Below are 24808 nucleotides of genomic sequence, written 5' to 3' on the forward strand. Positions count from 1 at the left end.
CGGGGTCGTACGAGGACATGGGCGGCGGCGAGCTGTACTGCGACACCTGCGGTCTGGCCCCGGTCGTCTCGTCGACCGGCATGGTGGGCTCCCCGCCGACCGGGATCACCGGGGGCGGCAGGAGCGGCTCGCGGAGCTCGGGCAGCGGCAGTTCGCGCTCCAGCTCCCGCGCCTCCTCACGCGCCTCGTCGCGGTCGTCCCAGTCGCGGCGCTCGGTGTCGGGCCGTCTCTCGCGCTCCGTGTCGGGCCGCACCACGGGCCGTTCGGTGTCGGTGCGCAGCTCCGGCTCGACCGCCGGGTCCTCGGGGCGCGGCCGGCTCGGCGTCGGTCTGGTGCAGGTGCCGGACGTGCCGCGGCCCGACCCGCGCGTGATGATCCAGGAGAACCCCGAGGTCCCCGAGCGCAAGCGGTTCTGCTCGCGCTCGGACTGCGGGGCTCCGGTGGGGCGTTCGCGCGGCGAGCGGTCCGGCCGTACGGAGGGTTTCTGCACCAAGTGCGGCCACCCGTACTCGTTCGTGCCGAAGCTGCAGACCGGCGACATCGTGCACGGCCAGTACGAGGTCGTGGGCTGCCTCGCGCACGGCGGGCTCGGCTGGGTCTATCTCGCCGTCGACCGTGCGGTGTCCGACCGCTGGGTGGTCCTCAAGGGCCTCCTCGACACGGGCGACCAGGACGCGATGGAGGCCGCGATCTCCGAGCGCCGCTTCCTCGCCGAGATCGAGCACTCCAACATCGTGCGGATCTACAACTTCGTGGAGCACCTCGACCAGCGGACGGGTTCGCTGGACGGGTACATCGTCATGGAGTACGTGGGCGGCAAGTCCCTCAAGGAGATCGCCAACGGCCGCCGCACGGCGACCGGCAAGCGCGATCCGCTGCCGGTGGAGCAGGCCTGCGCGTACGGCATCGAGGCCCTTGAGGCCCTCGGCCATCTGCACAGCCGCAACCTTCTGTACTGCGACTTCAAGGTCGACAACGCGATACAGACCGAGGACCAGCTCAAGCTGATCGACATGGGCGCGGTGCGCAGGATGGACGACGACGAGTCGGCCATCTACGGCACGGTCGGCTACCAGGCGCCCGAGGTCGCCGATGTCGGCCCGTCGGTCGCCTCGGACCTCTACACCGTCGCCCGCACGCTGGCGGTCCTGTCCTTCGACTTCCAGGGCTACACGAACGTCTTCGTGGACTCCCTGCCCGACCCCGACAACATCGAGGTCTTCCGCACGTACGAGTCCTTCTACCGGCTCCTCGTGCGCGCCACCGACCCGGACCCGGCCCGCCGGTTCGCCTCCGCGCAGGAGATGGCCGAGCAGCTCACGGGTGTGCTGCGCGAGGTCGTCTCCGTGCAGACGGGACGGGCCCGGCCCTCGCTGTCCACCCTGTTCGGACCCGAACTGAAGGTCACGGACACGGAGTTGTTCAGCTCGCTGGCCGGCCATGTGTCGCGGCTGGGCATGCGGATCGATCCCGTACGGGGAAAGAAGGGCGCGCCCGCGCTGACGGCCGGGGCGAACGGAACGAACAGCGCGAACGGTACGAACGGGGCGGGGGCGGCGCGCGGGGCGAGCGGGATCGCCGGGGCGAACGGCACGCCGTTCCGCCCGCCGGCCTCCGCGGCCGCTCAGGCCTCCCTCGTCAAGCCACTGAACACTGCTGCTGCGGCCCTGGCGCTGCCGGTGCCGCGGGTGGACCCGGGCGACCCGAACGCCGGGTTCCTGGCCGGGCTGATGACGTCCGCGCCGGCCGAGCTGATCACCGCGCTGCAGGCGGCGCCCACCGAATCCCTGGAGCTGCGGCTGCGCGAGCTGCGGGCGCGCCTGGAGATGGGCGAGCTCGACCAGGCGACCAGGACGCTCGAAGCCCTGGAGTCGGACCATCCCGACGACTGGCGGGTGGTCTGGTACCGAGGCGTGGCGGCGCTCGCGACCGGTGACCACGAGGTCGCGGCGGTGTCCTTCGACGCGATCTACGACGCGTTCCCCGGCGAGCCCGCGCCCAAGCTGGCCCTCGGCGTGTGCGCGGAGGTCCTCGGTCAGCTGGACAACGCCGCCGAGTACTACCGCCTGGTGTGGACCACCGACCCCAGCTATGTGAGCACCGCGTTCGGCCTGGCCCGCGTCCAGCTCGCGGCGGGCGACCGCCGTGGCTCCGTACGGACGCTGGAGTCGGTGCCGGAGGCCTCGATCCACTACACGGCGGCCCGGGTCGCCGCCGTCCGGGCCCGGCTGCGCCAGCGGCCGGCCGAGACGGCGCCGCCTCCACCGGGCCCGCCGGCCCTGGGCACGTCCGGCACGGCGGTGCCCGCCGCGGGCGTACCCGGTACGGGAGTTCCCGGTCCCGGGCTGCCCGGTGCGGGAGTTCCCGACGCCCCGTTCCTGGACGACCTGACCTCGGCCGCGGCCCAGGTCGAGGCCCTGGACGGGTACGGTCTGGACGCGGTGCGCCGCGAGCAGTTGTCCACAGAGGTCCTTGGTTGCGCCCTGGACTGGGTACTCTCCGGTAGCCAGGGTTCCGCCCCGCCGAGCACTGGGTCGCGGACCGTACTGCTCGGCAGCGACCTGGACGAGCGGGGCCTGCGCTTCGGTCTGGAGCGCTCGTACCGGACACTGGCCCGGCTCGCCCAACGTGGCGAGGAGAGGATCGATCTGGTGGAGCGCGCCAACCGCTACCGCCCCCGGACGTGGGTGTAATTGATGTCGCAGATGCCTCAACTGGCCGCCTGCCCCAGCTGCGAGGAGCCGCTGGAGTCGGGGGACCGTTTCTGCGGTGCGTGCGGGTACGACCTCACCGCCGTACCCGCGCCACCGGACGACAACCCCACGGTCGCCATGAACGGCGCGACGCCCCGGCCCCCCGCGGCCGCGGCGTCCGTGGACTGGCCGGTCGCCCCGGAGGTGGACACCTCGGACACACCGGCGCCCGTGGTCCTGCCGACGGACATCGACGGCCGCGAGTCGGCGGGCTCCGACAGCCCGGGCGTACGGTTCGACCGGCCCGCGCAGGCACCGTCGGCCGCGCAGCCACCGTTGCCGTCCGCCGCCGCACCTCCGCCACCGCCGTCCCCCGCGGCACCACCGCTGCCGTCCTCCGCGCAGCCGCCGCAGTCCGCCACCGGGCCCGGCGCCCGGCCCGCCGCACAGGCGGCGGCACCGACGCCTGCGCAGACGTCCGCGCAGACATCCGCGCAGGCGTCCGCGGAACCGGACGAGTACCCGCTCGCCGCGCCGCTGCCTCCCGAGGTGCCGCCCGCCGATCCGCGTACGGCCGACCTTCCGACGCCCCCCGCGGGCCTGAAGGTCTGTGTGGCCTGCCGCGCGGGCCAGGTCGACCGGGACGGCTACTGCGAGAACTGCGGGCACGCGCAGCCGCGCGAGCGCGACCACATGGAGCAGGAGCTGGGCTCGGTGGCCGCGGTCAGCGACCGGGGGCTGCGCCACCACCGCAACGAGGACGCGTTCACGGTGTCCTCGACCGCGCTGTCCGACGGTTCGCCCGCGGTCGTCGCGATCGTGTGCGACGGCGTCTCCTCGGCGACCCGTCCCGACGAGGCCTCCCTGGCCGCCTCCCGCGCGGCCAACGAGTCCCTCCTGGCGGCCCTGCCGCGCGGCACGCACCCGCAGCAGGCGATGCACGACGCGATCCTCGCGGCCTCGGAGGCCGTCAACTCCCTTGCGGACCGCAGCACTCCGGCCCACGAGCACCAGCCGCATGTGAACGCGCCCGCCTGCACCATCGTCGGCTCCGTCGTCACCCCCAGCCTGCTGATCGTCGGCTGGGTCGGCGACAGCCGCGCCTACTGGGTGCCCGTGGACAGGTCCTCACCCCCGGCCCGGCTCACCGAGGACGACTCCTGGGCCGCCCAGATGGTCGCCGCGGGCCTGATGAGCGAGGCCGAGGCGTACGCGGACGAGCGCGCCCACGCCATCACGGGCTGGCTCGGGGCGGACGCGTACGAACTGGAGCCGCACACCGCTTCCTTCAAGCCGGACCGGCCGGGTGTAGTGGTGGTGTGCACCGACGGACTGTGGAACTACGCGGAGGCGGCGGAGGAAATGGCCGAGGTCATCCCGCCCGACGCCGCGGACCGGCCGCTGCACAGCGCCCAGGTCCTGGTGGGTCACGCCCTGGACGGCGGGGGCCACGACAACGTAACAGTGGCCGTCGTGCCGTTCCCGGCCCCGCCGCAGGGGGCAGGATCGGCCTGAGGCCGAAGCGGTACGAAACGGCGTCGGCCTCGGAGGGGCCAGGACCGGAGGGGACCGGTCCGCCCACCGACATCACCCACACCTCGTGGGAGTCCTGAGGGGGAGCAGAGAAGGCATGGCCAATTTCTCGAAGTCGAACGTGCCGCAGTTCTCGGTGGACGTCTACCAGAACGAGTACCTGCCGGAGGGCGGCCGCGAGGTCAACGCGATCGTCACGGTGACCTCGACCGGCGGCGGCACCGTGGGCAGTGCCGTGGCGGCACCCCACCTCTACACGCCGGGTGAGGGCCCGGACGCGGCCGTGGCGATCATGGTCGACTGTTCGGGGTCCATGGACTACCCGCCGACGAAGATGCGGGGCGCCCGGGACGCGACGGCCGCCGCGATCGACGCGGTGCGCGACGGGGTGCACTTCGCGGTCATCGGCGGGACGCATGTGGCCAAGGAGGTCTACCCGGGCGGCGGCCGGCTCGCCGTCGCCGACGCGGGGACCCGCGACCAGGCCAAGCAGGCGCTGCGCAGGCTGAGCGCGGGCGGCGGCACGGCGATCGGCACCTGGCTGCGGCTGGCCGACCGGCTGCTGTCCTCGGCGGACGTCGCCATCCGGCACGGCATCGTGCTCACCGACGGCCGCAACGAACACGAGTCGCCCGAGGACCTCAAGGCGGCGCTGGAGGCCTGCGCGGGCCGGTTCACCGCGGACGCGCGGGGCGTCGGCACGGACTGGGAGGTCAAGGAGGTCACCGGGATCGCGTCCGCGCTGCTCGGCACCTCCGACATCGTCGCCGACCCGGCGGGCCTGTCCGCCGACTTCACGCAGATGATGGAGACGGCCATGGGCAAGGAGGTCGCGGACGTGGCGCTGCGGCTGTGGACCCCGGTCGGCACGTCGATCAGGTTCGTCAAGCAGGTCGCGCCCACGGTCGAGGAGCTGACCGACCGCCGCACGGAGGCGGGGCCGCGCGCCGGGGACTACCCCACCGGCTCCTGGGGGGACGAGTCCCGCGACTACCACGTGTGCGTCGAGGTCCCCGAGGCCGACCTCGGCCAGGAGATGCTGGCCGCCCGTGTCTCCCTGGTGATCCCGCAGGGCGACGGAACCGCCCAGGCCCTGGGCGCCCAGGGTCTCGTGCGGGCCGTGTGGACCGACGACATGGCGGCGTCCACGTCGATCAACCCGCAGGTCGCGCACTACACAGGTCAGGCGGAACTGGCGCAAGTCATCCAACAGGGCCTGGATGCCCGCAAAGCGGGAGATGTCGACGGAGCAACGGCCAAGCTGGGACGTGCCGTTCAGCTCGCCAGCGCCTCCGGAAACGCGGATACGGCGAAACTGCTTTCGAAGGTGGTGGACGTGGTCGACGCCGCGGCAGGTACTGTGCGATTGAAGGCGAAGGTCGCGGAGGCCGACGAGATGACTCTCGAGACACGGTCCACAAAGACTGTTCGTGTAAAGAAGTAGAGCGGTACGCACTCGGCAGCGAGCGCGGCAACAAGCACGCGGTAACCAGCAGTACGCAAGCGGTTTGCACGATTTGCGGCCCTCTCGGGCCGGAACAGGAGAGGGGGAAGCGCCGACATGCCGACCTGCCCGAACGGACACCAGTCGGGTTCCGACGACTGGTGCGAGGTCTGCGGTCACCGCATGGCCGGAGCCGTGCCCCCGCCACCTCCACCGCCGCCCCCGGCGGCCGGCTACGGCTATCCGCCGCCCGGTTCGCCCCCGCCGCCCGGCCAGGGCGGCCGCCCGCACCTCTCCGCGGTGCCCGACGCGCCCTCGGCCGAGCTGTGCCCGCAGTGCCGTACCCCGCGTGAGGGCGGGGCGCCGTTCTGCGAGGAGTGCCGGTGGAACTTCCTGACGAACACCGCGACCTCGTACACCCCGGCCGCGCCGCGCCCTCCGGGGCCCGGCGCCGGTCCCGGTCCTGGTCCCGGCGGCCAGAACCCGGCGCTGCGCTTCCAGCAGCAGCCGCCCGGCGGACAGCCCACCGGCGGCCCCGGCGGGTACGACTACCAGGGCTCCCGGCCCTCGCAGATGAACCGGCCCGCCGAGCCGATCCCGCCGTACGGCGAGAACCCCTCGGGCTTCCCCGGTGATCCGTCCCGCCCGGTTCCGCCGCCGCCCGGCCCTGGCGGCACGGGGCCCGGGATGCCTGGTGGCTACGGCGGTCCCGGTGGACCTGGCGGCCCTCCCGGCGGACCCAACGGTCCTGGCGGCCCCGGTGGCCCCGGTGGACAGGGTGGGCCTGGCGGTCCCGGTGGCCCGAACGGTCTCGGCGGACCCGGTGGTCCTGGCGGGCCGAACGGGCCCGGCGGTCCGGGTGGCCATGGCGGTCCCGGCGGTCCCGGTGCTCCGCAGGGGTACCAGCAGTCCGGCCCGCCCGCTCCGCCCGCGTACCCGCAGGAGACCAGGCACCCTCAGGGACCCGGCGGTCCTGGTGGTCCCGGCGGTCCCGGCGGGCAGTCCTTCGGCGGCGGCGAGGACGACTGGGTGCTCCCGCCCCCGTCGACCGGCACGCCCGGCGGTCCTGGTGGCCCCGGCGGTCCGCCCGGCCCCGGTGGCGGCCCGGGCGGTGGCTACGGCTACCCACAGCCCGGCGCGACACAGGCGCCCCCCGGCTACCAGCAGCAGCCGCTGTCGTGGAGCATCACGATCGGACCCGACCGTGAGTACTTCATGGCGATGATGCAGCGCTCGGGACCGGAGGCCGCGGGACTCAACCTGCCCGCGTACTCGCCCGAGCAGCAGCGTCCGCTCACCGGCAACCAGATCACCATCGGCCGCCGCCGTCACTCCACGGGCGAGTCCCCGGACATCGACCTGGCGGTGCCGCCGGAGGACCCGGGCGTCTCGCACCAGCACGCGGTGCTCGTCCAGCAGCCCGACGGCAGCTGGGCGGTCGTCGACCAGAACTCCACGAACGGCACCACGGTCAACGGCGCCGAGGAGCCCATCCAGCCCTTCGTCCCCGTACCGCTGCAGGACGGCGACCGGGTGCACGTGGGCGCGTGGACGACGATCACGATCCGAAGGGGCTAGGCGCAACCGCGCCCCTTAAGGGGCGCGGGGAACTGCGCGACCAGCCCCCACCGGCCGGCAGCCGACGAACCGCACAACCAACAACCCGCGGAGCTCACGGCAGCGGCCAGCCGTACGGCCCCGCGGGGTCGTCCAGCCACGCCCACGCACGGCCGCCCTCGACAGTGATCCCGTACCGCTGCCGGGGCGGCTGCCCCTCCCGCTCCCAGATCCCGTACGCCTCGTGCGGGTCGAGGCTGTTCGCCGTCAGGGTCAGCAGGAAGCGGAACAGCTCGTGGCTCCTGGTCCGGCGCGGCAGCCCTGCCAGGTCCAGGTCCGGAAGTTCGGGACCGGGCAGACCGGCGCCGCGCAAGGGCACGAAATAGGCGGGCGTGTGCAGGAAGCGGCCCTCGGCGTACCCGGAGTCGCGCACCCGCAGCGCGATGAGGCCGGTGGCGAACGGCGCGAGGATCCGGGCGCCCGGGGCGCACTGGGCCAGCCAGGCGCGCGGGATCGTGCTGAGCGTGCAGGTCGCGATGATCCGGTCGAAGGGGGCGCGCTCCGGGCAGCCGCGCGCCCCGTCGCCGGTGACGACGGTGGGGTGGTGGCCGGCGAGGGCCAGGTGCCGTCGGGCGGAGTCGGTGATCTCCGGGTCCAGATCGACCGTGGTGACCTGCCCGTCGCCCAGCCGGTGCGAGAGCAGGGCCGCGTTGTAGCCGGTGCCCGCGCCGATCTCCAGGACCGCGTCACCGTCCCGTACCACCAGCTCGGCCAGCATCTTCGCCATCAGGGACGGCTGGCTGCTGGACGACAGCAGCTCGCCGTCGCGCACCCGGGTGGCCAGCGGGGCGTCCGCGTACGCGCCGCGCACCCAGTTCTCGCGCCTGCGCGGGCTGGGATCCTCGCCCCACCGGCGCTCGTAGCCGCCACCGAGCGCGCCGACGAAGTAGTACGGCACGAAGAGGTGGCGCGGGACGCTCTCGAAGGCCTCGCGCCAGACGGGGTCGGCGGCCCAGGCCCCGCTCGCCTCGATCTCGCGCACCAGCGCCGCCCGCGCCGTGGCGGCGAGATCGTCGAGACCGGGGTCGATGGCGTGCGCGCCCATACCTCCACTGTGCTGCCGGACGGCCCGGGAGGCGAGCGCCGGGGCCGACCGATCCGGAATCCGCCCTTCAACGACCCGGAACCGGCCCGTCGATGATCCGGAACCGGCCCTTCGATTCGGGTGGTCCTAAGCCTTGAGTCCTCGGTCACCCGGTCTGAGACCATGGACGGGTGAAAGAGATTCCGCGCGGCACGCTTCAGGAGCAGACCTTCTACGAGCAGGTCGGCGGCGAGGAGACCTTCCGGCGACTGGTGCACCGGTTCTACGAGGGCGTCGCCGAGGACCCGCTGCTGCGGCCCATGTATCCCGAGGAGGACCTGGGCCCGGCCGAGGAGCGCTTCACGCTGTTCCTGATCCAGTACTGGGGCGGCCCGACCACGTACAGCGAGAACCGCGGTCACCCCCGGCTGCGGATGCGGCACGCCCCGTTCGCCGTCGACCGCGCGGCGCACGACGCCTGGCTGAAGCACATGCGGGTCGCCGTCGACGAGCTCGGCCTCTCCGAGGAGCACGAGCACACGCTGTGGAACTACCTGACGTACGCGGCGGCGTCGATGGTGAACACGGAGGGCTGAGCGCCGCACCCCGGTGACGCGCGCATTCCGGTCGCGGGTCGCCGGATTCCGGTCACGATCCGGTCAAAGTCGGTTCTCAAGCGCTTACCCCGGGCCCGTCACCTCTGACAGCATCGCCGAAGATCCGGAGTGACGGGGATTCCGGGATACGGCGGGGGGCCGGGTGACGGGGTTCGTATTTTCGCGCGTGCGGGCACACCGACTGCTGCTGGCCGCCGCGCTGCTGACCGTCGTGCTCACCACGGCGGTCCTCGCGACCCTCACCGCGTACTCCGGCGCGATCGGTGACGCCGCCCTGCGCCACTCGCTCCTCGACACCTCACGGGGTGCGGGGCGCGAGGAGAGCGCGGCCGCCACGACGCTGATCGTCAAGGCCGACGTGCCCCCGCGGGAACGCGCGGCCGCCGACAAGGCCGTACGGGAGGGCGCGCGGCGCACCTTCGACGGGCTGCCGGTGACGCTGCGGACGCTGACGCGGTCGGGGCCGTACGCCCTGCCGAGGTCGCTGCAGCCCGCCGCCGAGCGCTCGGGCGATCCGGACCTCACGCACTTCGCGGCGCTCGACCGGACCCAGGTACGGATGGTCGCGGGCCGCCTGCCCGGTGCCCCGGGAGACGGCCGCGAGATCGAGGTGGCCCTTCCCGAGGCGGCCGCGCGGGAACTCGCGCTGAAGGCGGGCGCACGGCTGACGCTCGTCGACCGGTTCGGCGGGCCCAAGGTGCGGATCCAGGTGACCGGGGTGTACCGGCCGGCCCGCGTCACCTCCCCCTACTGGCAGTTGGAGGACCTGCGCGGACGCGGGGTCAGCAGGCTGGACTTCACGACGTACGGGCCGCTGCTCGCCGATCCGACAGTGCTCGCGGCGACGGCGACGGACAGCGGACAGACGGGCGGGACGGACCGGGCGGACCGGACTGACCGGACGGGCGTGACGGTGAGCGCCGGGCAGACCGGCTGGCTCGCGTCCGCCGACTTCTCCACGGTGACGACCGGGCGGATCGACGCCCTGCGGGACGCGGCGCGCTCCGGGCCCCGTTCGCTGCTCAAGTCCCCCTCGCTGCACGGCACCACGGCCGTCACGACATCGTTGCCGGAGGAACTGGACCGGGTCGAACGGTCGTTGCTGGTCTCCCGTTCGACACTGCTGATCGTGGCGCTCCAGCTCTCGCTGCTCGCCGGGTACGCGCTGCTGCTCGTGGCCCGGCTGCTGAGTGTCGAACGGGCCGGTGAGACACGGCTGTTGCGGGCACGTGGCGCCACGCGCGGGCGGGTGGCACAGCTCGCCGCGCTGGAGGCGCTGCTGCTGGCGATCCCGGCCGCCGTGTGCGCGCCGCTGCTCGCCGGCCCGTTGACCCGGCTGCTGGCCGGGCAGGGGGCGCTGGCGCGGATCGGGCTGCGGCTGGACACCTCGGTGACGGCCGGCGGTGTGTGGGTGGTGGCGGCCGCGGTGGCCCTGGGGTGCGCGCTGGCGGTGACCGTGCCCGCCCTGACCGGGGGTTCGGGAGGCGGCGGCCGGGCCAGGGCGCTGCCCGCGCCGGTACGGGCCGGCGCCGATGTGGGGCTGCTGGTGATCGCGGCCGTCGCGTACTGGCAGTTGAGCCGCCAGAACTCCGGTGCCGTCACGGACGACCGTTCGGGCACCCTCGGCATCGACCCGCTCCTCGTCTCCGCGCCCGCCCTCGCCCTGCTCGCCGGAACCGTGCTCACCCTGCGGCTGCTGCCACCCGTCGCCCGCCTCGCGGAGCGGCGCGCGGCGAGCGGCCGGGGGCTGCCGACGGCGCTCGCGGGCTGGCAGTTCAGCCGCCGCCCGATGCGCGGCGCCGGGCCCGTCCTGCTGCTCGTCCTCGCCATCGCCATGGGCATGCTCGCGATCGGCCAGGGCGCGTCCTGGGACGGCTCGCAGGACGACCAGGCGGACTTCAGGGCCGGCACGTCCGTACGTGTGACGGGGGCCGGCGAGAGCGGACTGGGGCAGGCCGGGATCTACTCGGCGGTCGACGGCGTGAGCGGGACGGCTCCCGCGGTGCGTACGACGCTGCCGCTGTCCGGGAACCGGACGGCGACGGTGCTTGCGCTGGACACGGCGGACTCCGGGGGCGAGGACGGTCTGCTGATGCGCGGGGATCTGGCCCAGGAGCCGGTGGGGCGGCTGCTGGCCGGGCTCGGGCCGAAGGGGGCCGCGTCGCCCGGCGCGGTGCTGCCGAAGGGCAGTACGCGTCTGGGGCTGGTACTGCGGATCCGGGCGGAGGCCGCACCGGTGAAGGGGTCGGCCGCTGAGGGGTCGGGTTCGGACCCGGCGGCGTTCCGCTCCGAGATGTCGGCGGACGTGGCGGTGACGCTGGAGGACCGGTACGGCACTCCGTACCGCGTTCCCGTCGGTGAACTGCCCGCCGACGGGCGGGCCCACCAACTCACCCTGGATCTGGCGAAGGCGGCCGAGGCCCCCGCCGGCCGGGCCGCCGAACCTCTGGCGCTGACCGGGCTGCAGTTGGACATGCTCCAGCCGACGGGCCGTGCCGAGCGCCACCTGCTCTCCGTCGAGGAGTTGACGGCCACGACGGCCGACGGGGCGAAGCAGAGGCTTCCGCAGCCCGCGTCCTGGCTGGCGAAGTCCCGCAACAACAGCAGCACGGCGGATCCCGAGGCGGACTCCAGCCCGTCGGCGGCGACCGTGAAGTCCGAGAAGCCGCTGACGGTCGGCTACGGCACCGGGTACGTACCCAGCGACTACGCCTGGGAGGTCTCGTCGTTGACGATCCGGCTGCGGGTGGACCGGCCCGACGTGCCCGAGGTCGCGGCGGTCGCGACGGACGGCTATCTCAAGGCCGCGGGCGCGCGTACGGGGCAACGGGTGGATGTGACCTTCGACGGCTCGGCCGTACCGGTGCGGATCGTGGGGCACGTACGGTCGCTGCCGACCACGCAGGACTCCGGTGGCGGGGATCCCTCGGGCGGGGCGCTGCTGGTCGATCTCCGGTCCGTGAACCGGGTGTTGGAGCAGCGGTACGGGGAGAGTGTCGCGCCCAGCGAGTGGTGGCTGCGTACCGAGCCGGGGGCGGCGGCGCGGGTGGCCGCGGAGCTGCGCGAGCGGCCCGATGTCGAACCGTCGCAGGTGGTCGTGCGCGACGAGGTCGCCGAGGAGCTGCGGGACGACCCCTTCGGGGCGGGGCCAGAGGCGGCGTTCGCGGCGGCGTCCGTGGTCGCGGCGGCGCTGGCCGCGGTCGGCTTCGCCGTGAGCACGGCGGGGTCGTTGCAGGCGCGCAGCGGTGAGTTCGCGCTGTTGCGTGCGCTGGGGGCGCCACGGCGTCAGCTCGCGCGGCTGGTCGCCGCCGAGCAGGGCGTGCTGATGGCGCTGGCGTTGGTGGTGGGGGTGGCGCTGGGGGCGGTTCTGACGCGGGCGGTGATTCCGTTGATCGTGCTGACGTCGGGGGCGAGCCGACCGGTCCCTGAGGTGCTGGTGGAACTCCCGCTCGGTCAGGTCGTGTTCCTGCTGGCCGCCGTGGTGGTCGCGCCGCTGGCCGTCACCGCGGTACTGGCGCTGCGGCGGGAGGACACCGCTCCTTCACTGCGGTCGATGAAGTCGCTCAACGGTCAGGACGGTGAGTGAGATGGGGCGCGATTCCGGCTCCGACGAGCGTCCGGACATCGGGCGGCCCGACTCCGACGGACGTCCGGGCTTCCGGCGGCCCGGCTTCGACGGACGTCCGGGCTTCCGGCGGCGGGACCACTCCGTCGCCCCCTGGATCCGTACCCGGCTGCGCACGGCCCCCGGTGCCGCGGTCGCCCTCGCGCTCCTGGTGATGGCGACCGCCTGTCTGGCCGCGGCCTTCCCCCGTGCCGTCGAACGCTACGAGGACGCGGGCCTGCGCCGAGCCGTCGTGGACGCGACGGCGCCCAGGACCTCCCTGCAGGTGTCCGCCCCGCAGCCCGGCACCTACATCCCGCAGTCGGAACGCGAGACGGCCCTGCGCCCGGAGAGCATGCGCAAGGCGTACGAGCGGGTGCTGAACACGGTCGAGCGGCCGCTCGCCGTCGACTCCGCGCAGTCCATGTACGGCGTCCGCAACGTCAACAACCTCGAAGCGGCGGAGACCTGGCTGCCGATGCCGAGCGGGCTGCCCGCACAGATGTCGCTCGCCGCGCAGAGCGGACTCGCCGAGCACTCCAGGCCGAGCGCGGGCCGCCTCCCGCGCGCCGAGGACACGGTGACCGCCGGGACCCGGGAGGTGGAGGCCGCGGTCACCACGGAGACGGCCGAGCGCCTCAACATCGAGGTGGGTTCGGTGATCCACGTGCCCGGCGTGCAGCGCGACCCGCTCGCCGTGCGCATCACCGGCATCGTCGTCCCGCGCGAGCCCGAGGGCGCGTACTGGACCACTCAGCCCCTCCTGCGCACTCCCTCCCTGATCCGGCCGCCCACGCAGGGCGGCGAGCCGGAGACCTACTGGCTCGGCGCCCTGCTGCTGCCACCGGCCGCGGCCCCGGTGCTCCTCGGCACCCCGGGCGAACCCGCGCGCTACTGGCTGCTCACCCCGGACCCCGCCGCGCTCACCGCGCACGACCTGTCCCGGCTGGGCAGCGCGGTCGCCTCGCTGGAGTCTGGCCCGGGTCTGGTGAAGGTCCGCGCGTCCACGGACGCGGACACCGGTGTGAGCACCGACCTCGACGAGGTGCTCACCTCGTACGCCGACCTCCGTTCCGGCGTACGCCCCCTCGTCTCCGTCGCCGCCTTCGGCACCGGTGCGGTCGCGGTCGTCGTCCTTCTGATGGCGGGCCGCCTCACCGCCGACCGCCGTCGTACCGAACTCGCCCTCCTGCGTGCCCGTGGCGCCTCGCTGCGGGGGCTCACGAGGCGCCTGCTCACCGAGACGGCGGTGGTCGCGCTGCCCGCGGGCGCGCTCGGCCTCGCGGGCGCGCTGCTCCTCGTCCCGTACGGCCGCGCGTCGTACGCAGTCGGGGCGGCCCTCGCGGTCACCCTCCTCGCCTGCGCCGCGCTGCCCCTGCGCGCCCTGGCCGCCCACCGGGTCGTAGGAGTGCACGGCGCCCGCGAGGACCTCGCGTCCGTACGCCCCTCGCGGCGCCGCACCATCGCCGAACTCACCCTGCTCGTGCTGGCGTCGGCGGCGGTGCTCGCGCTGCGCAGCCGGGGGACGTCGGGCACCTCCGACGAGTCGCTCGACTCCGGCGCCTCCGGCGACCTGGGCAGCTCCGGCGACCAACTCGTCGCGATGGCCCCGGTGCTGATCGGTGTCATCGCCGCGCTCGTCCTGGTCCGGCTCTATCCGCTGCCGCTGCGCTGGCTGGCCCGTCCCGCCGGCCGGCTGCGCGGCGCGATCGGCCATCTGTCGCTGGCCCGCGCGGGCCGTACCTCCGTCTCCACGGTTCTCCCGCTGCTCGCCCTGCTGACGGCGCTCACCACCGCCGCGTTCGGGGGTTCGGTCCTCGCGGGCGTCGCGGACGCGCGGGACCGGGCGGCGGTGCTCAACCTCGGCGCGGACGCCCGCGTCGAGGCGGAGGCCGCCCTGCCCGCCACCCTGCAGGACCGGGTCCGCTCGACACCCGGCGTACAGGAGGTCACCCCCCTGAGCATCGCGTACGAGGCCAAGCCGGGCGCCGGCGTGGAGTCGGTACCCCTGGCCGGGGTGGACCCCGAGGGGTACGCACGGCTCGCGGAACGGACGGGTCTCGGGGCGTTCCCGGCGGGCGAGTTGAAGGCTTCACCGGACGGCGGCTCGGCAAAGTCCGGCGCTGACGGCTCGGCGAAGCCCGGTACGGACGGCTCGGCGAGGCCCGGCGGCGGCAGTGGCGGCGACAGCGGTTCGGCGAAGGCGCCGCTTCCCGCGCTCGCCTCCTCCGCCGTCGCCGACCGCTACGGCGCCCATCCCTTCTCGCTGCGGCTGTCGGACGGCAGCGACGTCACCGTCCGCATCACCCTCGTACGCGACCTGACCCCCGCCCTGCCGGGCACGGACTTCCTCATCGTGGACCGGGCGGGCCTCGGTACCGTCGCCGCACGCCCGACCACACTCCTGGTGACGGGCGACCAGGTGAGCGGGACCGCCCTCCGCAAGGCCGTCGCCGCCGATGCGGGTGAGGGTGCCGGTGCGGGCGCCGCCGCCCGTGCCGACGTACGTCTGCGTTCGGAGGAGCGCGCGCAGTACGTCGACTCCCCTCTCCAGTCCGGCGCGGAACGCGTATACGCGGCAGCGGTCGCGGCGGGCTCCGGATACGCCGTACTCGCGCTGCTGCTCGCCCTGGTGCGCGCCGCGCCCGAGCGTGCCGCCCTGCTGGCCCGGCTGCGCACGATGGGCCTCACCCGGAGCCAGGGGCGCCGGCTGCTCGTACTGGAGGCACTGCCCCAAGCCCTCCTCGCCGCGGCGGGCGGCGTCCTGACCGGCTGGGCGGCGGTCCGTCTCCTGGCCCCGGGCATCGACCTCACCTCCATCGCCCTCGCCACCCCCGGCGGCGCACCCCCGACCGGCACCGCCGCACTGCACACGGACCCGGCGTCCCTGTTCCTGCCCGCCCTGACCGTCCTCCTCCTGGCCACCGGAATCGCGGCGGGCCAGGCATGGTGGACGGGCCGACGGGGCTCGGTACGGGAGCTGAGGGCGGGGGACAGCCGATGACCTACGGCAACGGCGAACATGTCCCGATCAGGACGGCCGACGGTGGCGGAGACATACCCATCAGGACGGCCGGCAGGGTCGGACACGTGTCGCCCACGACGATCACCACGGGAGTCGCCCGATGACCACCACCGAGCCCACCGGCCCCAGCTTCGCCGACCTCGCCGAGCGTGCCGCCGCCCGGCGCGACCGGCCCGCCTACGGTCACGACGCCCTGATCACCTGCGACCGGCTGGTGCGGATCTTCTCCGCGGACGGCGTCGAGGTGCAGGCGCTCCAGGGTCTCGATCTCCTCGTCCGGGAGGGCGAGTTGATGGCGCTGGTGGGTGCGTCGGGCAGCGGCAAGTCGACCCTGATGAACATCCTGGCCGGCCTGGACACCCCCACCGCGGGCGCCGCCCGGGTCTCGGGCCACGACCTGCTGACCATGAACGCGAAGGACCGGCTCCGCTACCGCCGCGACACCGTCGGCTTCGTCTGGCAGCAGACCGCCCGCAACCTCCTGCCCTATCTGACGGCCGCCCAGAACGTCACCCTGCCGATACAGCTCACCGGCTCCCGCAGGAGCCGTCGCGCCCAGTCCGAACGCGCCCTGGAACTCCTGGAGTTGCTGGGCGTCGCCGACTGCCGGGCCCGCCGCCCGTTCCAGATGTCCGGCGGTCAGCAGCAGCGCGTGGCCATCGCCGTGGCCCTGGCCAACGCCCCCGCCGTGCTCCTCGCCGACGAGCCCACCGGTGAACTCGACTCGCACACCGCCGAGCAGATCTTCGCCGCCTTCCGCACCGCGAACGAACACCTCGGCACCACCGTCGTCATCGTCACGCACGACCAGGCGGTCGCCGGCGAGGTCCGCCGCACGGTCGCCATCCGCGACGGCCGCACCTCCACGGAGGTCCTGCGCCGCACCGAGGTCGACGCCACGACCGGCCACGAGACGGTGGTGGCCCGCGAGTACGCGATGCTCGACCGCGCGGGCCGGCTGCAACTCCCCGCCGAGTACACCGAGGCCCTCGGCATGCGCGACCGCGTCGCCCTGGAACTGGAACCGGATCACATCGGCGTCTGGCCGGACGACAGCGAGCACGCCTGACGGGGCACTCGGTCTGCGAATGGATGCCGCGGGTCCCGGAAACCAAGGGACGCTCAGCGAACGCTGACGTCCAGCGCCCCAAGTCCCGCCCTGCGTACGGCGATCGACCCGTACGGCGTACGCAGCCTGAGCCACGCCCCCGCCGAGAGCAGCCGCAGAACGGCCTGGTCGGGCACGGGTGAGGGTGAGTTCGTGGTCGCGGCCGGGCGCGCGGGCCGCAGGAATCCCAGCGACTGGGCGGCGTGCGCGGCTCGCACGGGGAGTTCGGTGTCGCCGACCGGCCGGGACCAGATCTCCCGCCCGATCCGGTCGAGCGCGCTCCGCGTACGCCCCTCGGGTGCCAACTCGTCGATGCGTGAACGGAATTCGGCGACCGCCCCGGCCACCATGGTCCGCACCGCGTCGGGCCCGGGCAGCCCCGGCTCGGACCGCCAGCCCCCGCGGGGCGGCAGCACTCCGGCCCACGGCGGGCCGGTGACGGCGGCGGGCACGGCCGCGGTGGCCGCCGACTCGTCCAGGGACTCCAGGAGTTCACCGGCCGAGACGGTCACGTCGAGCGAGAGGTCGAGACCGTTCTCGTACGGCTTGTCGAGGCGTGCCGTGCGGATCGCGAGCACCTCGAACGACGGTGGCCGGCCGAACACCGCGAGCGTCGTCCCCGACGCCTGCAGCCGCACCGCCGCCGCGCGGTCGTAGTGGATCAGCCTGGCCAGGAAGGCGGCGAGATCCGCCGCCTCCCCCTCGTCGGCGAGGTGCAGGGCCGTCATGCGGCGACGGCCCCCGCAGGGTCGTCCTCGTCGTCCGCGTACTCCGCGAGGAACTCCCGCTCCTCCGCGGTGAGACGGCGTGGCCGCTGCGCCTCGAAGTCGAACGGCACGATGACCGTCTGGGCCCGGACGTACACCTGGTCCGGGTCCTTGACCTCGTAGGCGATGGTGAACGACGCCGCCCTTATCCGCGTGACCCACAACTCGATGTCCACCGGCTGGTGCCGGTGGACCAACTGCTGCTTGTAGTCGATCTCATGGCGCGCCACCACGGACCCCTGCTGGAAATCCTTGTCCGGGCGGAACAGGAAGTCGATGCGCGCCTCCTCCAGATAGCGGAGGAAGACCACGTTGTTGATGTGGCCGTACGCGTCCATGTCCGCCCAGCGCAGCGGGCAGCGGTAGATGTGCCGCAAGAGATCAGCCCCGGGTCAGCTTCTTGTAGGTGGCGCGGTGCGGACGCGCGGCGTCCGGTCCGAGCCGCTCGACCTTGTTCTTCTCGTAGGACTCGAAGTTGCCCTCGAACCAGTACCACTTCGACTCGCCCTCGTACGCGAGGATGTGCGTCGCGACCCGGTCCAGGAACCAGCGGTCGTGGGAGATGACCACGGCCGCGCCCGGGAACTCGAGGAGCGCGTTCTCGAGCGACGACAGGGTTTCGACGTCGAGGTCGTTCGTGGGCTCGTCGAGGAGCAGCAGGTTGCCGCCCTCCTTGAGGGTGAGCGCCAGGTTCAGGCGGTTGCGCTCACCACCGGAGAGGACACCGGCGGGCTTCTGCTGGTCCGGGCCCTTGAAGCCGAAGGCGGACACATAGGCCCGCGACGGCATCTCGACCTGACCGACGTTGATGTAGTCGAGCTCGTCGGAGACGACGGCCCACAGCGACTTCTTGGGGTCGATGTTGGCGCGGCTCTGGTCGACGTAACTGATCTTGACGGTGTCGCCGACCTTGATCGCCCCGGAGTCCGGGGTCTCAAGGCCCTGGATCATCTTGAAGAGGGTGGTCTTGCCGGCGCCGTTGGGACCGATGACCCCGACGATGCCGTTACGCGGCAGCGTGAAGCTCAGGTCGTCGATGAGAACCTTGTCGCCGAAGGCCTTCGAGAGGTTGTTGACCTCGACGACGATGGAGCCCAGACGCGGGCCCGGCGGGATCTGGATCTCCTCGAAGTCCAGCTTCCGCATCTTGTCGGCCTCGGCGGCCATCTCCTCGTAACGGGCGAGGCGCGCCTTGGACTTGGTCTGACGGCCCTTGGCGTTGGACCGGACCCACTCCAGCTCTTCCTTGAGCCGCTTCTGCCGCTTCTCGTCCTTGCGGCCCTCGACCTTGAGTCGGGTGGACTTCTTGTCGAGGTACGTGGAGTAGTTGCCCTCGTAGGGAATCGCGCGGCCGCGGTCCAGCTCGAGGATCCACTCGGCGACGTTGTTCAGGAAGTACCGGTCGTGAGTGACGGCGACGACGGCGCCCGCGTACTTCGAGAGGTGCTGCTCCAGCCAGTTCACCGACTCGGCGTCGAGATGGTTGGTGGGCTCGTCGAGGAGGAGCAGGTCCGGAGCCTCGATCAGGAGCTTGCAGAGCGCGACGCGGCGCTTCTCACCACCGGAGAGGTTGGTGACCGGCCAGTCGCCGGGCGGGCAGCCCAGCGCGTCCATGGCCTGCTCCAACTGCGCGTCGAGATCCCAGGCGTTGGCGTGGTCCAGGTCCTCCTGGAGCTTGCCCATCTCGTCCATCAGCGCGTCCGAGTAGTCGGTCGCCATCAGCTCGGCGACCTCGTTGAAGCGCTTGAGCTTGCCCATGAGCTCGGCGGCACCGTCCTGGACGTTCTCCAGGACCGTCTTGGACTCGTCCAGCTCCGGCTCCTGCATGAGGATGCCGACGCTGAAACCGGGCGACAGGAACGCGTCGCCGTTGGACGGCTGCTCAAGGCCCGCCATGATCTTGAGAACGGTGGACTTACCGGCACCGTTCGGCCCGACCACGCCGATCTTCGCGCCTGGCAGGAAGTTCAGGGTGACGTCATCAAGAATCACCTTGTCGCCGTGCGCCTTGCGCGTCTTGCGCATGGTGTAAATGAACTCAGCCAAGAGAAACCGTCCGGACGCTTGAAATCGGCAGTGGGCAGATACACCCCATCTTGCCGTACCGCCACCCCTCGAAGGAAACGCGTTCCGGCCGGGGGCCAGTGACTGGACGCCACCCCGCCACTCCCGTAACCGGGCCGTCACCTACCGTTGCCACGCGGCGCCGCGAAACCGCCCTGGTCCCATGGGCGTAGGGCTTACGTCCGAGGCTTTCGGGTCGTGCGGCCGAGGTGCTGCGGCCGGGATGCGGGTGGGATGGGCGCATGAGTGATCTTGTTGTGCCGCCCGGGGCCGCTGTTCGCGATCGTCTGGCCCGGGAGAGGAACGTGTGGCTGTGCACCGTGCGTCCGGACGGGTCTCCCCATGTGACGCCCGTCTGGTTCGTCTTCCTGCGGGACCGCTGGTGGATCGGTGTGGACGGGACCTCGGTCAAGGTCCGCAATGTCGCGAGGTCCTCGCGGGTCTCGCTGGCGTTGGAGGACGGAGTGTCTCCCGTCGTCGCCGAGGGGGAGGCGGTGCTGCGCCGCGGGCTGTTCCCGGAGGAGATCACGGAGGCCTTCGCCGCGAAGTACGGATGGGACGTCTCCGCCCCGCGCACACCGGACGGAGAGCGCGTGCTGCTCGAGGTTTCCGTTCGGCGCTGGCTGCTGGCCGGTGTGGCCCAGTGATCGCCGCACGGCCCCGGCCGCCGGAGGGCGGGACGGGGCCGCGTGCGCACGGGGACGAGGCACGGACGGGACGGGGACGGGGCGCTCACCGCGTCAGCGAGCGGTTACCCACTGTCCAGTTGTCAAGGTGCCGTCTTCTTCGTTCCTTCAGTCCTGCTCGGGGGTCTTCTTCTTGCGGACGAAGAGCACCGCCGCGCCGCCGGCCAGGACCAGGCCGATCGCGACCCCCGCTATCACCGGGGTGGAGCTGGAGGCGCCGGTCTCGGCGAGGTCGACCGTGGTGGCGGTGGTGCCGCCCACCGTGGCCGGGCTGGGGTCGTTCAGCGTCTGGGTCGTCTCGCCGGCGGTACTGCTCTGCGTCCGGCAGTCGAGTACGCCCTTGAACCGCTTCTCGTAGCCGTTCGGCCCCTTGATCGTGAAGTCGTACGCCTGGTCCTCCTGCAGCGGGATCGTCACGGTCTGTGACGCGCCTGCCGCGATGGTGTGCTCGACGCCCATCAGCTCGAAGGTGAACGCCTCGTCGCCCTCGTTGGCCGCCGTGATGTCCACGCCGCCCTTGGCGCAGTTCTCCTCGGCCGACAGCGCGGGTATCGCGCCGGTCTTCGCCCAGTTCGCGGTGGCCGTCGCGGAGACCGTCGACTCGCTGGAGCCGGCCAGGATCTGGGTCTGGCTCCTGGTCTCGGAGGCGAAGGCCCGGCCGACCGGCACGGTGGTCGAGGCCTGCACCGTCAGCGCGGCCGAACCGTCCGCGGTGTCCTCGGGGACGTCGAAGTACAACTCTCCGCCGTCGGCCGCGGACGTGATCTCCTGGCCGTCCTTGTCGACGACCAGCACTCCGCTGGTCGCGTCGGCGGGCGGCGTCACCGTCACGCTGTCCGCGTTGGTGTGCACGGTGACCGGGCCGAGCAACTCACCGGCGTGACCGGAGACCGCAGGCGGGTCCAGGGTCAGCGAGGCCTCGGGCTCGGCGACGTTGCGCGCGTTGCGCTGCAGATAGTCGGCGAGCTTCTCCGCCTGCGGGTCGACGGCGTCCACGTCGGCACCGTCCGAGTACCGCCAGATCGCGACCTGCGTGCCGGCCGCCGCGTCCTGCTCGGTGAGACCGCTCGCGCCCGCCTTGGCGGCCAGCGCGGCGAGGTCGTTCACCTGCGGGTAGGAGTTCTGCAGGATCCAGCGGATCCGGCCCGCGTCCGGGTTGCCGTTCAGTGACGTGCCGCTCCAGGAGGTCTCCTGGTACTTGGCGTCCATCTGCGTCGGGTTGTGGAGGTCGACGCAGTAGGTCTGCAGGGTGCCGCCGTTGTCGACGGACATCTCGAACAGCCCCGCGGGCACCTGCTTGTCCTCGCCGTTCTCGTGGATGACGGCGGTTCCGGACGTCTTCAGCTCACCTATGGTGGCGGTCGCGCCGCCCCGGCTCAGGGGGAGTTCGTCGGCGGCGGCCGTGCCCGCGACCGTCAGAACGCTCACGGCAGCGAGTCCGGACACCAGCACCGCCGCGGCGAGCCGGGCGGCGCCCCGCCCGCGCACGGACGACGCAGAGAACGAAGAAAGCACAGAATTCCCTTCGAGCAGGACCCGTTGACGTGGGGGGTTACGGTCCCACCAGCAGAATCAGAAGCCCCGAGAGCTATGCCCGGCATCCTAAGGACGGGGCGCACCTCTCTCCCCGGTCATCACATCGGACAAGCGATCCGACTCGGAATCGTTATCGCCGAGATGAGGCGCGAGCTGGGCTTATCGACAAATCCATGGGGACCGTTCGGAACACATTCGCCGATAAGCCGCACTTCGGCCAGACGGTGAATCCAGTACCTGGAGTACCTGGCGTGTTCCTGATGTCACGTCACCAGAGCCGGTTCCGGTTCCCGCTGCTGCTCCTGCTGCTGTTGTTGGTGCTGGTGCTGGTGCTGGTGAGCGGTCCCGGCCGCCTGAGCCGTCGGCTCCGTCTCCCAGTTGGGCTCCGGCCTGGCCGGCGTCTCCGACGGTGTCTCGCCCTTGTGGGCCCGCCGGAACGCCGCAGTGCCGCGCGCCAGATCGTGGCCGATCGCCGTGGCCTCGATGTCCGCGCCCGTCCGCGACTGCCCGTCGCGCTGCTCGGTGCGGATCTTCAGCCTCCCGCGCACCACGAGCGGCTCGCCCACCGAGACGGACGCCTGCACATTCGTGGCGAGCGCCCGATTGGCCCACACCGTGAAGAAGTTGGTGTGCCCGTCCGTCCAGGCGTTCTTCTCCCGGTCCCAGTACCGCTGCGTCACCGCCAGCCGGAACCTCGCCGACGCGCCCGTCGCCGTCTCCCGGAAGACCGGCTGCGTCGCCACGTTCCCCACCACACACACCGTCGTCTCGTTCATCGCGGAATCCCTCCCTGTCCACGCCTACGGGCCCGTCCCGTACGGCTGCGTCCGGTGCGGCGAACGCGATGTGATCGCGTCGTGATCGCCGCGGTTCCAGACTGCCTCCGCCGGCCCGGGCCCGCTGAGCGCTGTGGGCCAACGCCCCGTTGTGGACAACTCCGCCACCCGAACGAGAACTTCACCCCGTCCGGGACACGTCCGACAGCCCTGTCCGACAGCCCTAGACGCCGACCCCCGTGACCCGCAGGTACTGCTCCCGCACCTCCCGGTACCGCAGCAGCTCCGCAGCCAGCGGATCGAGGACCCGGGCCCGGCCGCACCCGGACGCCGCCTCCCGCAGCCGCCGTTCGGCCTCCAGCCCGTACCGCCGGGCCGGCCCGCGCGCCGCCAGCCGGCAGGCCCACTCGACGCCCGGACCGCCCACGATGCCGATCACCATCAGCAGCACCGGCACCCCGAGATTCGACGACATGACACCGACGACCTGCCCCAGCAGCCAGAGCCCGCCGATGGCCTGAAGGATCGTCATGGCCGCCTGGGCCAGTACCGCGACCGGCCACCAGCCGGGCCGCGGCGGCCGTCCGACCGGCGCACCGGCTCGCAGGGTCAGCTCGTCGAGCGCCTCGCACAACCCCTGCGACCCTCGTACGGCCGCCTCGCGCACCGCCTGCGCCCAGGGCGTGGGCAGTCCGCCGGCAGCCTGCTCGGCGACCGTACGGACCGCCTGCTCGACGCGCTGCCGTGCCGTGGCCTCCTCGTCGGCGTGGGTCCGTACGGCCAGGCGCCCGGTCGGTGGTTCGCGCCGGTCCTGGTACCAGCGCCACAGCCGCAGCCAGGGGGTGCCGCACGCGCGGTTGGCGTTGCGGCGCCACGCGCGCTCGGCCGCCTCGCCGGCCGCCGTGGCGCCGACCGCGTCGGCCAGCCGGTCGGCGAACTCGTCGCGTGCCTCCTCGGTGAGCCCGGCCTGCCGCCGGTTCGCGTAGACGGGCCACAGACGGGCCGCTGCCGCGTCCACATCGGCGGAGATCCGGCGCACCGCGGCTCCCCGCTCGGCCACGAAGTGACCGAGTACCTCGCGCAGTTCCGGGACGCCGTCCCCGCTGAGCGCGGACAGCGAGAGAACGGTCGCGCCCGGCTCGCCGTACTCGCCGAGCGCGATCCCGTCCTCGTCGAGCAGCCGCCGCAGGTCGTCGAGGACCTGGTCGGCGGCCTCCCCGGGCAGCCGGTCGATCTGGTTGAGGACGACGAAGGTGACCTCCGCGTGTCCCGCCATGGGGCGCAGATAGCGCTCGTGCAGCACGGCGTCGGCGTACTTCTCCGGGTCGACGACCCAGATGACGGCGTCGACGAGCGCCAGGATGCGGTCCACCTGTTCGCGGTGCTGGACGGCCGCGGAGTCGTGGTCGGGCAGGTCCACCAGGACGAGCCCGCGCAACTGCGCCTCGGCCTCCGCGCTCTGCAGCGGTCGCCGTCGCAGCCGCCCGGGGATGCCCAGCCGGTCGATGAGACTCGCCGCGCCGTCGCTCCAGCTGCACGCGATGGGAGCGGCGGTGGTCGGCCTGCGTACCCCGGTCTCCGAAATGGCCACTCCGGCGAGCGCGTTGAAGAGCTGCGACTTGCCGCTTCCGGTGGCGCCCGCGATGGCTACGACGGTGTGCTGTCCGGAGAGCCTGCGCCGCGCCGTGGCCTCGTCCAGGACCTGTCCCGCCTCGGCGAGCGTCCTGCTGTCGAGCCGGGTACGGGAGAGCCCCACCAGTTCACGCAGCGCGTCGAGACGGGACCGTAGCGACCCGTCGTACGCGAGAGGGGTCACCACGGGCGGCCTGCTGTCCACGACTGCCTCCTTCACGGGCCTGACGTGTCCCTCCGCCGTGGCGGACACACGCCGCGCGATCAGCCCGTCGTCCCAGGAGACGCCGGATTCCGCGGCGTCGGCGGCGTCCACGCCCTCGATGCCGTCCGGGCGGCCCTTGTCGCCGGTGCCGTCGGTGCCGTCCGTGCCGTCCGTGCCGTCCCCGGAAGCGGGCTTCTCGGGGTAGTCGGCGATCTCCACGCGCACGAGCCCGAACATGCGACTCTCCGAACGGACGCCGCCTCCCTTGCCGGCGCCCCTCTTGCCTGCGTCCTTGCCGGGATCCCTCTTGCCGAAGTCCGTCTTGTCGAAGCCCTTCTTGCCGGGGTCCTTCTTGCGGGCGTCTTTGTGGTCGGTCACGAAATCGTCCTCCACGCGCGCGTGCCCAATGCCCTCACGCCCCTCGTCGTCTCCGGGGTGATCGGCGTGATCCGTGTGGTCCGTGACGGCGGTCACCAC

16 protein-coding genes are annotated in these 24808 nt (G+C 72.9%); 9 read left to right on the forward strand and 7 right to left on the reverse strand.

Annotated elements, in window-relative coordinates; all coding sequences use genetic code 11:
• Positions 1-17 precede the first annotated feature (17 nt).
• The 4 genes from ACFWXQ_RS16755 (at position 18) to ACFWXQ_RS16770 (ending at position 7248) form a co-directional block, all read left to right on the forward strand.
• Positions 18-2693 (forward strand): tetratricopeptide repeat protein, encoded by a 2676-nt coding sequence (locus ACFWXQ_RS16755; protein WP_383942873.1) that lies wholly within the window; start codon positions 18-20, stop codon positions 2691-2693.
• Positions 2694-2696: 3 nt separating this feature from the next.
• Complete coding sequence (locus ACFWXQ_RS16760; protein WP_383942855.1) at positions 2697-4208, forward strand: PP2C family serine/threonine-protein phosphatase; 1512 nt, start codon at positions 2697-2699, stop codon at positions 4206-4208.
• 115 nt (positions 4209-4323) lie between these two features.
• On the forward strand, positions 4324-5670 hold the full coding sequence (locus ACFWXQ_RS16765) for a VWA domain-containing protein (protein WP_383942853.1): 1347 nt from the start codon (positions 4324-4326) through the stop codon (positions 5668-5670).
• Positions 5671-5787: 117 nt separating this feature from the next.
• Positions 5788-7248, forward strand: a complete 1461-nt coding sequence (locus ACFWXQ_RS16770) for an FHA domain-containing protein (protein ID WP_383942850.1) — start codon at positions 5788-5790, stop codon at positions 7246-7248.
• Between the two features lie 94 nt (positions 7249-7342).
• Here ACFWXQ_RS16770 and ACFWXQ_RS16775 read toward each other — a convergent pair whose 3' ends face one another.
• Positions 7343-8332, reverse strand: a complete 990-nt coding sequence (locus ACFWXQ_RS16775) for a methyltransferase domain-containing protein (RefSeq protein WP_383942848.1) — start codon at positions 8330-8332, stop codon at positions 7343-7345.
• Between the two features lie 170 nt (positions 8333-8502).
• Here ACFWXQ_RS16775 and ACFWXQ_RS16780 point away from each other — a divergent pair, with 170 nt between their 5' ends.
• From ACFWXQ_RS16780 to ACFWXQ_RS16795, 4 genes are all read left to right on the forward strand, one after another.
• Complete coding sequence (locus tag ACFWXQ_RS16780; protein WP_055611684.1) at positions 8503-8907, forward strand: globin; 405 nt, start codon at positions 8503-8505, stop codon at positions 8905-8907.
• Positions 8908-9094: 187 nt separating this feature from the next.
• A complete protein-coding gene (locus ACFWXQ_RS16785; protein WP_383942845.1) occupies positions 9095-12514 on the forward strand; it encodes an FtsX-like permease family protein in 3420 nt (1139 codons plus the stop codon).
• Between the two features lies 1 nt (position 12515).
• Positions 12516-15536 (forward strand): FtsX-like permease family protein, encoded by a 3021-nt coding sequence (locus ACFWXQ_RS16790; protein WP_383942870.1) that lies wholly within the window; start codon positions 12516-12518, stop codon positions 15534-15536.
• Positions 15537-15657: 121 nt separating this feature from the next.
• The gene (locus ACFWXQ_RS16795; protein ID WP_383942842.1) at positions 15658-16626 is read left to right on the forward strand and encodes an ABC transporter ATP-binding protein; all 969 of its coding nucleotides are present in this window, start codon (positions 15658-15660) and stop codon (positions 16624-16626) included.
• A 53-nt stretch (positions 16627-16679) separates the two neighbouring features.
• Here the strand turns inward: ACFWXQ_RS16795 and ACFWXQ_RS16800 are convergent, their stop codons facing one another.
• From ACFWXQ_RS16800 to ettA, 3 genes are read right to left on the reverse strand one after another with little or no spacing between them, the layout of a single operon-like run.
• Positions 16680-17393, reverse strand: coding sequence for a hypothetical protein (locus ACFWXQ_RS16800; RefSeq protein ID WP_383942839.1), 714 nt, complete (start codon positions 17391-17393; stop codon positions 16680-16682).
• Complete coding sequence (locus tag ACFWXQ_RS16805; RefSeq protein WP_383942836.1) at positions 17390-17809, reverse strand: acyl-CoA thioesterase; 420 nt, start codon at positions 17807-17809, stop codon at positions 17390-17392. Before ACFWXQ_RS16805 ends, ACFWXQ_RS16800 begins: the two co-directional genes overlap by 4 nt.
• 4 nt (positions 17810-17813) lie before the next feature.
• The gene (gene ettA / locus ACFWXQ_RS16810) at positions 17814-19478 is read right to left on the reverse strand and encodes an energy-dependent translational throttle protein EttA (RefSeq protein WP_383942833.1); all 1665 of its coding nucleotides are present in this window, start codon (positions 19476-19478) and stop codon (positions 17814-17816) included.
• Between the two features lie 260 nt (positions 19479-19738).
• On the opposite strand from ettA, the gene ACFWXQ_RS16815 reads away from it, so the two are divergent.
• On the forward strand, positions 19739-20143 hold the full coding sequence (locus ACFWXQ_RS16815) for a pyridoxamine 5'-phosphate oxidase family protein (RefSeq protein ID WP_383942830.1): 405 nt from the start codon (positions 19739-19741) through the stop codon (positions 20141-20143).
• Between the two features lie 147 nt (positions 20144-20290).
• On the opposite strand, the gene ACFWXQ_RS16820 is transcribed toward ACFWXQ_RS16815, so the two are convergent.
• The 3 genes from ACFWXQ_RS16820 to ACFWXQ_RS16830 form a co-directional block, all read right to left on the reverse strand.
• A complete protein-coding gene (locus ACFWXQ_RS16820) occupies positions 20291-21697 on the reverse strand; it encodes a TQXA domain-containing protein (protein WP_383942827.1) in 1407 nt (468 codons plus the stop codon).
• Positions 21698-21981: 284 nt separating this feature from the next.
• Complete coding sequence (locus ACFWXQ_RS16825; protein WP_383942824.1) at positions 21982-22494, reverse strand: single-stranded DNA-binding protein; 513 nt, start codon at positions 22492-22494, stop codon at positions 21982-21984.
• 223 nt (positions 22495-22717) lie between these two features.
• Positions 22718-24805, reverse strand: a complete 2088-nt coding sequence (locus tag ACFWXQ_RS16830) for a GTPase (protein WP_383942867.1) — start codon at positions 24803-24805, stop codon at positions 22718-22720.
• Positions 24806-24808 lie beyond the last annotated feature (3 nt).

It is taken from the genome of Streptomyces sp. NPDC058697, assembly GCF_042715345.1.
Taxonomy (GTDB): Bacteria; Actinomycetota; Actinomycetes; order Streptomycetales; family Streptomycetaceae; genus Streptomyces; species Streptomyces liliifuscus.